The sequence below is a fragment of the Paenibacillus aceris genome (assembly GCF_017874035.1).
Taxonomy (GTDB): Bacteria; Bacillota; Bacilli; order Paenibacillales; family NBRC-103111; genus Paenibacillus_E; species Paenibacillus_E aceris.
This window is the reverse complement of the sequence record NZ_JAGGKV010000001.1, coordinates 533,891-546,411: the sequence shown is the minus strand read 5'-3', so window position 1 is coordinate 546,411 and position 12,521 is coordinate 533,891. Positions and strand designations below refer to the sequence as shown.

The window sequence follows — 12,521 nt, the reverse complement described above, 5'->3', positions numbered from 1 at the left end:
TTCTTGGCTGCGATGTAACATCGCTAAGCAAGAGGAGAAGCGCTATTTTTTTAGTAAACATTCATTAACCGACTCGTTTACCTAGAATAATCAGGTCTCTTTCGATTCCATCGAGTTCGGCAATACCCGGCAAATGCGCCCAATTTTCGAAGCCGAATTTACGGAAGAGCTGTAAACTGGGTTCATTATGGCCGAAAATAAAGCCCAGCAAGGTCTTAAGACCCAGCTTTGGACAAGCAGCTAAAGCCTGCTCCATGAGGTAACGGCCGATTCCTTGGCCACGGGCAGCTTCATCAATGTAAATGCTGACTTCCGCTGTAGCATTGTAGGCTGGCCGTCCATAGAAGGATTGGAAACTAAGCCAACCGCAAATTCCGCTGCCGTTTTCGACCACCCATAAAGGCCGGAAATCGGCGGAGTGTTCATGAAACCAGGCTTCACGACTTGCTGTCGTAACTGGCTCCGTATCAGCGGTAACCATGCGCCCTGCAACAGTTGAATTATATATACGTACAATTTCTGCGAGATCTTCCAAGCTTGCATCTCGGAGAGATAAATGAGTTGTGTTCATATGGTTAGCCAATCCTCTCATGCTTCGTTATTCTGTTTCGAGAGCTTCAGCCAGAAGCGGCTGATCGTCTCTGTTCCTTGATCCCAATTGACCAAGTGAAAATGCTCATTAGGCGCATGCAGGTTCTCGCCAGGCAAGCCGAATCCAAGTAGAATTACGGGAGCATCAAGTACTCGTCCTAACACTTCGACGATCGGAATCGACCCTCCGCTTCGCGTATAAACCGGCCATACGCCATAAGTATCTTCATAAGCTTCCGCGGCTGCAACCATGACAGGTTCATCGATTGGAGTAATAAACGGGTTGCCGCGCAGCTGTCGGCTCAGGGATACTTTTACGCCAGGCAAAGTTTGGGCTTGAATATGCGCTTCAACAGCATCCATGATTTCTTCCGGGACTTGCGCAGCAACAAGTCGGCACGCAATTTTGGCCGAAGCGCGGTTCGGGATGATAGGCTTAATGCCTTCTCCTTGAAAGCCGCCGCTTACTGAAGTTATTTCCAAAGTCGGTCTTGACGTTGTTTGCTCGTAGAACGAGAATCCTTTTTCGCCATATAAAGTATCGACATGCAGATCGGCCCGCACCTTATTTTCATCGGGTTCCACTTGTTTAAAAGCTTCGCGTTCCTTGTCCGATAGTTCAATTACGCGATCGTAAAAGCCTTTGACGGCAACACGGCCTTCGGCATCATGGAACGAGCTCAGCAGATTTGTCAAAGCGTGAATCGGATTTTGGACGGCTCCGCCGAACAACCCGGAATGCAGGTCACTGTTTGCGCCATCGATCGTAATTTCAAAGCCAGCCAGACCGCGTAGACCGTACATAAGTGCCGGCTTCCCAGGGCCATGCATTTGGGTATCTGAAAGGGTAATCGCGTCGGCTTGCAATTTATCTTTGTACTTTTCTACGAATGGAGGCAGGTTCTTGCTCGCAATTTCTTCTTCGCCTTCAATACAGAATTTCACATTCACTGGCAGACTGCCCTGCGTGCGTAAAAAAGCTTCTACCGCTTTGACATAAAGCAAAAGTTGCCCTTTATCATCTGTGCTGCCCCGGGCAAATAGTTTACCGTCACGAATAACTGGTTCAAAGGGAGGCGTCTCCCATAGCTCAAGCGGTTCAGCCGGTTGAACGTCATAGTGTCCATAAATTAGCACCGTTGGCTTACCTTCTGCATGCAGCCAGTCTGCATAAACGACAGGGTGACCGCCGGTCGGCATAATTTCAATATTTTCAAGTCCAGCTTGTTTTAGGGCATCAGCGGCCCATTCCGCACAGCGCTTCATATCAGGTTGGTGTTCGGCAACAGCACTAATACTTGGAATCCGCAAAAACTGCATCAATTCCTCTATGTGTTGATCCCTATGCTCTTCCAAATAGGTTTTGATCGTTTCAATCATGTCGGTATTCTCCTTCTTTGTAAGCATTTCTAATTACGTTCCTCTTTTTAACTTCCCCAAAGGCGGGTAAAATCCTGCAAATAACAGTTGAGGTTTCACATTTTGTAAGAAAGTTGCGGTGGTTCAGGCATGCGGGTATTATTGTATAGCCAAATAAACGATCACGTATACGATTTAAGGAGGAATAATGATGAAGTTGGTCTGTAAGACGGAGAGAATGTCTTTAGTTAAGTTAGATCATTCATCTGCTGAGCTGGTGTTGGATTATGTGAATCGCAATCGTGCTTTTTTAAAGCAGTGGGAAATAGAGCGCGATGAGACGTACTTTACCAAGGAGTATCAGGTGGAGTTACTTGAGAAAGAAGCTAAAATGATGGAGGAAGGCCAATTACTAAAAGTATGGATGTTGTATGAAGAGCGTCTGATCGGGTCAATTGCTCTTAACAATATTGTCAGAGGGGCTTTTCAATCCTGTCATTTGGGCTATCGGATGGATGGAAATCTTGTGAATCAGGGACTTATGACTGAGGGGCTGAAAGCGATAATTGCCTATGCTTTTGAGGTCATGGACCTGCACCGCATTGAAGCGAACATCATGCCTCGGAACGCTGCTTCCCTTAAGGTAGTGAAGAAGTTGGGCTTCTATGAGGAGGGATTGGCGCTCAAATATTTGAAAATACATGGGGTTTGGGAGGACCATATTCATATGGTGCTGCGGAATACAGCGTTGGAGTAGAAACTGCGCTTCAGAAAATGGGCTATCTTGAAGGGTCTGATCAGACTTTCAGGATAGCTTTTTTTCATTGGATAAAATAGGTAATTTGTTGCATGGTAACATATTACAAAAATTAGTATATTTTAATAGATTCATACAAGGAGTGCATAGGATCAAAAGAAAAACTTTCAGCAAATTTTCAGTTTCGTGGAACTTTTTGAAAACATGCACCGTCTAATTTATCATACAGCTGATTTGGAAATGAAAGGAAGAAGTGCCATATGGCGAACTGGTTTCGTAAAAAAAGTACATCAGAGGCTATGACGATGGAGGAGGAGATACCCGGCGAGACCCATACTTCTTCGCACGCACATCTCGAATCGCCGATATTGACGGTGACGGGTGTGACTCGATCCTTTCAAGTCGGAGGTGAACGATTAGAGGTTCTTAAAGGTATTGAGATGGAACTCCGGCCTCTTCAGCTTGTGATGCTCAAAGGCCGATCAGGCTCGGGAAAGACGACGCTGTTGAATTTGATTGGGGGACTTGATCAGCCGAACGAAGGGGAAATTACGTTCCTGGATCATGCATTTCATCTGGGAAGCGATGATGAACGAACGTTAGTTCGCCGAAGAGAGATTGGTTTTATTTTTCAATCGTATGCCTTAATGCCGCTGTTATCTGCTTGGGAAAATGTGGAGCTTGCACTGCGCATGGCGGGAGTTCCGCGATCTCAATGGAAGGAAAGGGTAGCTTATTGCCTTGAACTCGTCGGGCTTGGCAAACGTATGCACCATCGTCCGTTTGAACTGTCCGGGGGTGAACAGCAGCGTGTTGCAATCGCTAAGGCAATTGCGCATCGGCCTTCATTGATTTTGGCTGACGAGCCGACTGCTGAGCTGGATTCCCAGATGGGGGCACAGATTATGTCCGTTTTTCGAAGTATGATCGCGACGGAGCAGGTTACGATTTGTATGACGACCCATGACCCTACTATTTTGGAGGTTGCCGATCATGTTTACGAAATGGTGGACGGGAAATTCGTCTCCTAGCTGGAGGAAGCCCGTAACTGCACTGCTTGTATGTACGACACTTTTATTATCTTCCGGCTGTTCGTTATTGCCGAAGGAGCAGGAGGAAGAGGCGCTTCCGAGCATTAATCCGCCTAAGCTTTCCAAGAAGCCCGAATATACGGTGAAAACGGAAACGCTCGAAACCAAAGTAAGAGGGGGCGGAAGATTAATGGCCCTGCAGGAAGAAAAGCTTTTCTTCTCTGAAGATATGACTTCCAAACGAATCAGCGCCATTCTTGTGAAAAATGGAGATACAGTTGAGAAGGGCCAGCCCGTTGCTGAGCTGGATGTTTCGGATTTAGAAAGCGATTTGAAACGTAAAAAGCTTCAAACCCGCAAAGATGAGCTGACGATGATCGAGACGTTGCGGAAGGCGGACGAAATGACGCCCGAGCAAATCGAGCAGGCGAAGATTGATTTTGAACTGAAACGGGAGGAGCTGACGAAGCTTGAAACGCAAGTAAGCAAAGCGAAGCTTCTCGCGCCGTTCAGCGGGACGATCGTAACGGTCACAGCGAAGAAGGGCGATACCGTGAAGTCGGATGAGTCCGTTGCGACGCTGGCGGATTTGAATGAATTGACAGTAGCGGCAAGTATTAGCGCAGATGATGCGAAGAAAGTTGCTGTCGGGATGGAAGCCCAAGTGGATATTAACTCTGCTGGTCAGCACAAAGGAAAGGTTAAGCAACTGCCGAACCCGCAGACAGCTGGGAATAATAATGGCGGCTATCCGGGGGGCGGTTTAGATGGCAAGCAAGATTCGATCGATCAATATTTAGTCGTTCAATTGGATGAGTTTCCAAAGGGACTTAATCGCGGAACTCCGCTAAGTGTGACGATTGTAACACAAAGAAAAGAAAATGCGACAACGATTCCTTTGGCGGCGCTTCGCTCCTACTCCGGCCGAAATTATGTGCAAGTGGTGGATAATCAGGGGAATAAGAAGGAAGTCGATGTGGAAATCGGTCAACAGACGTCAACGGATGTGGAGATTGTGAAAGGTCTTACCGCCGGACAGAAAGTAGTGGGTCGCTAATGTCTATTCCCATGCTGCGGTTTTTATTTCGAAAAATGTGGAATACCCGTTGGCTGACGCTCAGCACGTTACTTGGATTGATTATGGCCGTTGCCTTCACCACCAGCATTCCGATGTATGCGGATGGATCGCTGAAGCGCGTCGTGGCCAAATCGCTTGAAGAGAAGAGCAGCGGACTGCCCGCAGGCTCTCTGCTTATGCGGTATCAAGCGGTTGGGACAGAACGTGCAGGGTTGGACGAGCTGAAAGACGTCAATGTGTACATAGGGGAAGATATCCCGAAGGAGATCGGGTTTCCGGTCCAAACTTTTGCCAAGAGCTATACGATCAAAGGAGCGCAAATCACACCTGTAGATGCATCGAAAGTGGATCCCAGCAAACGGCGGCAAATGGCGCTTACCTCATGGAGCGGGTTGAATGAACACGTAGAATGGCCGAATGGACAAATGGCTTCGAATCAAGTGCAAAACGGTATTCTGGAAGCCGTTGTACTGGATGAAGCTCTGTACCGAAATGATCTGCATATCGGTGACGTGTTCAATTATTCCGTGTCCGGAGCAAGCGGAAGTCAATTGCTGAAGGTGAAGATTGTAGGCTCCTTTAAGCCAAAAAACGAGACGGATGCCTATTGGTTTCAAGGCTTGGAAGGTTTAGTCAACGCACTTATCGTTAGCGATGATGTTTTTATGAACACGTTATTAACGGAGAAGAAAATTCCGCTGCAATTAGCCAATTGGTATTATGCTTTCGATCTGCGTAACATTCAAACGAGCCAACTGTCTCCATTAGACCATCGTCTGGAGAGGCTGGACATTAATCTGTTCCAGAAACTCAAAAATACAAAGGTCGATGTTTCATTCAAGCCGATGCTGTCCGAATTTAAGGCGCAAAGCTTGCAGATGCAGATTCTGCTATTCACATTGGCAGCTCCAATGATTGCCATGGTTTTCTATTACATTGTCATGAATGCCAGGCAGTCGCTTGATCGGCAGCGCGGTGTTATTGCCACACTCCGAAGCAGGGGCGGCAGTACGAAACAAATCATTGGGATTTATTTTCTGGAGGGATTATCACTAGGAATCATTGCTCTGGTGGTTGGACCATTTATGGGCTGGTTTATGGCCAAAAGTATTGGTTCTTCCAGCGGGTTTCTAACGTTTGTTGACCGGAAATCGATTCCTGTCAGCTTCACAAAGGAAGCAATGCTCTATGGCGGTCTTGCTGTGCTCATCGCAATTCTTGCGAGCGTGATTCCTGCAATCCTTTTTGCAAAAGCTTCGATCGTGAACTACAAGCAGCTTCTTGCCAGATCCGACCGGTCGCCGCTTTGGCAGCGCTGGTTTCTGGACATCGTGCTGATCGGTGTTGTCGTCTATGGCTTTTACTTATTTGATCAACGTCAAGTGTTGTCCGTGCAAACAGGCTTGACGACCGATCAGCTGCAAGTGCATCCGCTGTTGTTTTTCGTACCTGCACTTTCAATTTTCGCACTGGGTTTGTTCTTTCTGCGTATTTTTCCGTGGCTGCTGCGTTTGTTCGGCTGGCTGGGGCGAAAATTCCTTCCCGTGCCGCTCTATTTAACGCTTGTGCAGCTTTCCCGTTCAGCGAAAGCCTATTATCCGCTTATGCTGCTTCTGATCTTAACGTTAGGCCTTGGTGTATATAATTCCTCGGCTGCACGTACGATTGATCTGAATTCGACGGAAAGGACCTTGTACCAATATGGAACGGATGTTGTGCTGCAAACCGTATGGGAAGGATTCTCCGATGATCTGCCTAAGGATCCCAATGCTGGAGGAAACACCGGAGGAAACCAAGGGGGAGGCTCGAACGGGGCAGGCGGTAATAATGGCGGAAATGGAGGTACAGGTAATGGTGGATCTGGAGCAAACGGTGGGCAAGGAGGCCAGGGTGGAGCGAATAACGGAGAGGGTACACCATCGAAAATTCGTTACGTTGAACCACCTTTTCAAGTGTTCCGAGATCTAGAGGGCGTTCAAGCTGCGGCAAGGGTTTTGCAAACGAAAGGAAATGTCGTGGTGTCAGGGAAATCAACCGGCCAAGGGCTGGTCATGGGCATTGATAATGTTGATTTTGCTAAAGTAGGATGGTTCCGGCCTGATTTATTTCCGGCGCCTCCGTATCAATACTTGAATTTGCTTGGCAGCTATGAGCAAGCCGTTATTATTCCTTCTAATTATGCAAGCAAGTATTCGCTCAAAGCCGGGGATCTGCTATCGATTACAATCAGCCAGCAGCCAGTAGAATTTGTTATTGTCGGCATTCTTCCTTACTGGCCAAGTCAATATCCGGATCAGACGCCATTTTTCATTACGAATCTGGATTATGTTTACGATCAAGCGCCCATGGTTCCATATGAGGTTTGGTTGAAAATGAAACCGGACGCGAAAGTGGCGCCAATCGTAACCGCCTTGCAAGCTAAGGGAATCGAGTTGGCTTCTGTCAAGGATGTTCGGAATGAGCTCATCGTTCAGAAGAAGCTTCCGGCCAGAGGCGGCGTTTTCGGGATACTTAGTTTGGGCTTTCTCGTTTCAGTTTTGGTGTCTTTAATTGGCTACATGCTGTACTGGTTCTTTAATTTATCGAGTCGAGTCGTTCAGTTTGGGGTGCTTCGCGCGATGGGGCTCTCCCGCAAGCAATTGACGGGGATGCTGCTGCTGGAGCAAGGGTTTACAGCGGGTTTATCCATTGCGTTAGGAATTGCCATCGGTAAATTAACGAGCTATTTCTTCTTGCCCTTCCTGCAAACCTCGCAGAATGTGAAGACTCAGGTGCCGCCATTTCGGGTTGTTTTCGATTCCAAAGACACGTATCAGCTCTATTTCGTTGTAGCTTTCATGATGGCAACAGGAGCTTTACTGCTGTTCTTACACATTAGAAGGCTGCGGGTTCATCAAGCTGTGAAGCTCGGGGAGGAGAAATAGGATGATTACTTGCGAGGGCTTGGTCAAAATTTATAAATCTGACGAGATCGAAGTTGTCGCTTTACAAGGATTGAACATTCAGGTTGATGCCGGTGAGCTTATGGCAATTATCGGGAACAGCGGAAGCGGCAAGTCTACATTGCTGAATATCTTGGGCGGACTTGATCGTCCTTCAGCCGGTCAAGTAAAAGTCGGCGATTGGGATTTATTGAAAATCACAGATAAGCAGTTGGTTGAATACAAACGGCATACGGTCGGCTTTATTTGGCAAAATAACGCGCGAAATCTCGTTTCTTACTTGACCGCACTCGAAAATGTGGAAATGCCGATGATGCTCAGCGGGAACTATGATCCTGCCTATGCCAAGCAATTGCTGGAATGGGTCGGGCTCAGCCACCGGTTGAACAATAAGCTTCAGGAACTGTCAGGAGGGGAGCAACAGCGTGTGGCCATTGCCATTTCGCTGGCTAATCGGCCAAGACTGCTGCTTGCCGACGAGCCTACTGGTTCCGTAGATTCGAAGACGGCGGATATGATTCTAACCATTTTCCAACGGTTGAATAAAGAACTAGGTGTGACGATTGTGATTGTTACACATGATTTATCCATGGCTGGCAAGGTTGGCCGGGTCGTTGCCATCCGGGATGGGATGACAAGTTCGGAGTTTATTGCACGGAGTCCATCACTGGATGGCGCTGCCGGCATCCATGGAGGACTTGCGAATGAGGACCATGAAGAGTTTGTTGTATTAGACCGGGCAGGACGTTTGCAAGTGCCAAAAGCCTATTTGAACGCTTTGCAAATCGAGGGAAAAGCAACAATGGAGTTTGATGGCGAAAAAATTATGATTAAAGCACCTAAAGCCATTCCCGCATATGAGGGTAGTAAATTAAATTCAATTGTTGACGGAGGTAAATCAAAATGAAATTAATAACGCGAAAAATGCTCGCCACATCTTTGACTTTGGCGATGGTCGTACCACTTGCGGCAGCTTGTACGAAAGGCGAGAAAACTGACGACAAACAGGAACGTGTGCTGAAGATCGCAACATCCATGGGTTTCGGTGATGATGAATATTTCAGACAACAGTTTACGGAAATATTTGAGTTCGCCAATCCGAATATCAAGGTTGAAATGATTCCAACCATGGATGACAGATATCGGTATGGCGGTGTGAAACCAGGCGAAAAGATGCCGGATCCGATGGAGAAGCTGAAAGAGGTCATGCAGGGCGACAATCCGCCGGATGTCGTAATGGTCGGCTTCGAGCAGCTGCCGGAAATCATTGAAAGCAACATGTTGACACAGCTGGATCCGCTGATTACGAAAGATAAATTCGATACAACTGGAATTGTACCTGCCGTGATCGACGGCATCAAGAATGCTGGCAGTGGCAAACTGTATGCACTTGCGCCAACGTTCTCCTCTTCTGCACTTATTTATAATAAGAAAATGTTCATGGATGCAGGTGTTGATTTTCCGAAAGACGGCATGACGTGGGATGAGATTTTTGATCTTTCCAAACGGCTCACGAAGGGAGAAGGGGAAAAACGCATCAACGGCTTCTCGTTCTCAACGCAAGCGCAAGGTGATTTATTTTATGGCATGCAAATGTACACAGCTCCCCTGCAGTTGAAAATGTTTGATGATGCCGGAGAGAAAATGACTGTAGATTCAGATCAGTGGGAGAAAGTCTGGACGAAAATGGCTCAGCTTCAAAAAGATAATGTTTTTCCAGAGCTTGTGGATCCTCAGAAGGGAATGAATCGGCAATTCGATCAAGAGAATCCGTTTGCCTATGACGATTTCATGTCGAATCGATTAGCGATGGGGATTATTAATTATGGTCAAATTCAACAGATTACGAGTGCCAATAAAAACGCTGCGAGCTATAAAGGGTTTACGCCGATTGATTGGGATGTTGTAACGATTCCTTCCCATCCTGAGGCTAAGGGTGTTGGCGGCTCTATCTATATGAATGGCATTATGGGAATTAACGCGAAAGCGCAAAATCCGGATGACGCCTGGAAATTCATTAAGTTCGTGAATGGCGATGACTGGGCAAAGCTGAAATCGCACAGTTCCTATAACTTGGTGGCTCGCTCCAAATATTTGAAACCCAAAGATGGATTGGAATTCCATATGGAGGCCTTTTACAATGTGATACCTGCGCCATCTGATAATAACTTCAAAATTTACCGCGACAAGCCAAATATTTATCAAGTCCAAGAAATTGGGCATCAGTTGTTCAACAATGTACTGCAAGGGAAAACGACGGCACGTGAGGCGCTCAAAGAATGGCAAACCCAGGGCGATGCGATGCTGAAGCAAATGAAGGAAAATCCCACTGCACCCATGAACCCTATGATACAACAAGCTGTGCCTGCCGGATAAGCAGACCGCTCCATACAATGCTACTTAACTAATAAAGGAGGCCATCCACACCATGAACATCAGGTTCAGCTACAAATATGTGGCCACCATTGCCTTGTCTGCCACGATGGCATTTGGCGCCATAACGCCCGTTTGGGCAGACGGCAGCCCAGCCGCAATTACAATGGCGATCGGTAAGGTGCCGATTACGAATAGCAGTTATTTTGAATTGAAACAAATTCACGTTTTACCTGATCAAAGCGGGAAAATCGCGACATTCACGATTACCATTCACAATGAAGGAAGCAGCGAGTTGCAATTTATTGATTACTGGGCCAGGTTGAAAAGCAAATCAGGTAATCAATTCTCAGCGCGATTGCTGCCAGCCGATAAAGATAAGAACCGGGTAGCCCCCGGTTCAACAACCGATTTAACGTTCTATGCAACTGTTAATCCAAGTACGAACTTGCAGGACCTTGTAGTTCAGTTCATTAAGTGGGATTTTAGTCAAACGAATTTTGAGCGCGTGCTTGGGGAAGTAGCAGTACCGAATGATTACACCGATATCACACCTTCGGATAGCGCTGGGGTCATCTCGGTCGGTGGCGTTGAAGTTCATGCGTCTATTAAAAAGTTTGTCAGCAACAAAAATGAGAAATACCATGTACCAACGGTGTATCTGACACTAGAGAATGCAGGCAGTCATACAGTGACTATTCCTTCGTACTTATTCTCAATACGGACACCTGAGGGGCTGCTGTACCCGCTTGAAGCTAAAGGGATGAAGGATTTAAAGATAAATCCTAAGGAGAGCAAGGAAATTCAACTCTCCGGTTCCATTCCGATAGCGGTAGCCGCGGATGTGTGGCAGTTGTCCGTTGCGGAAACGATCGCAGATTTGAAGCTTAATGTCGCTGTTGCGAATTTCCAATTGCCGGCGGTGTCATCACAGGAAGGAGGATCTATTGGTAAAGAGTATTCTTTCACCAATAAGTTGGGTGTTTACACCGCTCAACTTGGCGGTCTTCATCGCTTGCCTTGGGAGGATCAAGATTTATTAACGGCGGATTTGGTTTTGAGCAACAAAGGGGATGAGTCATTGCCAATCCCCAAACTAGCCGGATATTTCTTACTGGACGATGCCGTCAAAATCGATGCGAAGCTTATCCAGACAGCCAAAGTTATTGGACTTGGGGCAGGCGCAAGCGTTAATCTGCAGCTTGCAGGCAAATTACCGTATACGTATGAATTTTCTAGCGTGAAGTTAGTACTTCAAGAGAATGAAGGAGACGCGCCAGCCGCCGGAACGGAGAATACGAGTTCCACAACTACGGATGTTCTGGAGTTCTCGACACAAGCGGAGCTTCAGTCGGTTCCTTTTGTTGGTCTGGGTGAGTCCTATTCGTCCACGGATGCTGGACGCAAAGCGAAGTATGCGATTCGGAATGTGTCTACCTACGAGGACAAAACGAGTATTATGTATTCAGCTATGGTCGAGGTAACCAACCTAGAGAAACGATTCACGAACACAGCCAAGCTTGTCGCGAATTTCCGTTCGTCAGACGGGACCGTATTCCCGGCTACCGTGGCAGAAGTGAAGAACAAGATTTCACCATCGGGAAAAGCACTGCTTAATGTATGGGCGCCTGTGCCTAAGGGCTTTTCTACGGAGAATTTGAATTTACTTCTAGGGGAAGCCGTCACAGACGGTAAACTGTCGGAAGGCGATAAGGCAGTTGCTGATTCTTACGTAAATCCCGTTGCTTATTGGCTGCCAGCCGAGAGCACGAATGTAGCAACTACGCTGAAAAATGTGGACTTATTCCCTTATTCCATCTCTATTGATAAAATCGGTACGAAAATTGAGGACAACGTATTTACTCTGAAGTTCAATTACGAGTTAACGAAAGAGAAGTTGACCGAAATTAATACGGAAGGCCATAATCTACTGCTTGTATTTGAGGATGGCGGCGGCATTAAACGGTTTGAGAAAAGGTTCGATTTTAAAGACTTTGACGTCTTCAATGGGGATTCCACTGCAGATGAAGATACGAAGATCCGACTTGGAAAGAGAGAGGATTTTAAAATCTCGCTCCCGGATCCCGGTCTCATTTTTAACACGAAATTCCTAGAGAAATACACACTTAGTGTGTATGATGAGTTCCAAGGGCAGAGAAAACTGCTCGCTTCTCAGAAAGCGGATTGGTTTATTACTACGGAATAATAACTTACACCTGAGGGTTGTCTCAAATGGTCTTATATGACCTATGAACAGCCCTTTTTTTGTGTTCAGTCATAAGAAGTCATAATAGGATTGTTGTCCATATGACCAAATTATGACTGAAATATGACTTCGCTCACCTGTTTTTATTAATGTGCCGATATATAATAAATCCAGACCGCGAAAA

At 46.7% G+C, this 12,521-nt stretch carries 9 protein-coding genes; 7 read left to right on the top strand and 2 right to left on the bottom strand.

All coding sequences use genetic code 11. From position 1 onward, the window contains the following. Nucleotides 1-64 precede the first annotated feature (64 nt). Nucleotides 65-571 (bottom strand): GNAT family N-acetyltransferase, encoded by a 507-nt coding sequence (locus J2Z65_RS02685; protein ID WP_167063837.1) that lies wholly within the window; start codon nucleotides 569-571, stop codon nucleotides 65-67. A gap of 17 nt (nucleotides 572-588) precedes the next feature. After that, nucleotides 589-1,971: a dipeptidase gene (locus tag J2Z65_RS02680; protein ID WP_167063840.1), complete on the bottom strand. Its 1,383-nt coding sequence runs from the start codon at nucleotides 1,969-1,971 to the stop codon at nucleotides 589-591. Between the two features lie 187 nt (nucleotides 1,972-2,158). On the opposite strand from J2Z65_RS02680, the gene J2Z65_RS02675 reads away from it, so the two are divergent. From J2Z65_RS02675 to J2Z65_RS02645, 7 genes are all read left to right on the top strand, one after another. Beyond that, entirely contained in the window at nucleotides 2,159-2,707 is a 549-nt protein-coding gene (locus J2Z65_RS02675) for a GNAT family N-acetyltransferase (protein WP_240159898.1), read from the top strand. Nucleotides 2,708-3,012: 305 nt separating this feature from the next. Then, nucleotides 3,013-3,738: an ABC transporter ATP-binding protein gene (locus J2Z65_RS02670; protein ID WP_240159917.1), complete on the top strand. Its 726-nt coding sequence runs from the start codon at nucleotides 3,013-3,015 to the stop codon at nucleotides 3,736-3,738. Continuing rightward, nucleotides 3,701-4,795, top strand: a complete 1,095-nt coding sequence (locus J2Z65_RS02665; RefSeq protein ID WP_167063845.1) for an efflux RND transporter periplasmic adaptor subunit — start codon at nucleotides 3,701-3,703, stop codon at nucleotides 4,793-4,795. Before J2Z65_RS02670 ends, J2Z65_RS02665 begins: the two co-directional genes overlap by 38 nt. Continuing rightward, nucleotides 4,795-7,740 (top strand): ABC transporter permease, encoded by a 2,946-nt coding sequence (locus tag J2Z65_RS02660; protein WP_193581055.1) that lies wholly within the window; start codon nucleotides 4,795-4,797, stop codon nucleotides 7,738-7,740. Before J2Z65_RS02665 ends, J2Z65_RS02660 begins: the two co-directional genes overlap by 1 nt. 1 nt (nucleotide 7,741) lies before the next feature. After that, nucleotides 7,742-8,665: an ABC transporter ATP-binding protein gene (locus J2Z65_RS02655; RefSeq protein ID WP_167063848.1), complete on the top strand. Its 924-nt coding sequence runs from the start codon at nucleotides 7,742-7,744 to the stop codon at nucleotides 8,663-8,665. Continuing rightward, a complete protein-coding gene (locus tag J2Z65_RS02650) occupies nucleotides 8,662-10,134 on the top strand; it encodes an ABC transporter substrate-binding protein (RefSeq protein WP_167063851.1) in 1,473 nt (490 codons plus the stop codon). Before J2Z65_RS02655 ends, J2Z65_RS02650 begins: the two co-directional genes overlap by 4 nt. 52 nt (nucleotides 10,135-10,186) lie before the next feature. Then, on the top strand, nucleotides 10,187-12,337 hold the full coding sequence (locus J2Z65_RS02645) for a COG1470 family protein (RefSeq protein ID WP_167063854.1): 2,151 nt from the start codon (nucleotides 10,187-10,189) through the stop codon (nucleotides 12,335-12,337). Nucleotides 12,338-12,521: the final 184 nt, after the last annotated feature.

What these genes read in the sequence shown, in the direction of transcription:
- J2Z65_RS02685 (WP_167063837.1), bottom strand. Translation starts at nt 571, where the DNA reads ATGAACACAACTCATTTATCTCTCCGAGATGCAAGCTTGGAAGATCTC.
- J2Z65_RS02680 (WP_167063840.1), bottom strand. Translation starts at nt 1,971, where the DNA reads ATGATTGAAACGATCAAAACCTATTTGGAAGAGCATAGGGATCAACAC.
- J2Z65_RS02675 (WP_240159898.1), top strand. Translation starts at nt 2,159, where the DNA reads ATGATGAAGTTGGTCTGTAAGACGGAGAGAATGTCTTTAGTTAAGTTA.
- J2Z65_RS02670 (WP_240159917.1), top strand. Translation starts at nt 3,013, where the DNA reads ATGGAGGAGGAGATACCCGGCGAGACCCATACTTCTTCGCACGCACAT.
- J2Z65_RS02665 (WP_167063845.1), top strand. Translation starts at nt 3,701, where the DNA reads ATGTTTACGAAATGGTGGACGGGAAATTCGTCTCCTAGCTGGAGGAAG.
- J2Z65_RS02660 (WP_193581055.1), top strand. Translation starts at nt 4,795, where the DNA reads ATGTCTATTCCCATGCTGCGGTTTTTATTTCGAAAAATGTGGAATACC.
- J2Z65_RS02655 (WP_167063848.1), top strand. Translation starts at nt 7,742, where the DNA reads ATGATTACTTGCGAGGGCTTGGTCAAAATTTATAAATCTGACGAGATC.
- J2Z65_RS02650 (WP_167063851.1), top strand. Translation starts at nt 8,662, where the DNA reads ATGAAATTAATAACGCGAAAAATGCTCGCCACATCTTTGACTTTGGCG.
- J2Z65_RS02645 (WP_167063854.1), top strand. Translation starts at nt 10,187, where the DNA reads ATGAACATCAGGTTCAGCTACAAATATGTGGCCACCATTGCCTTGTCT.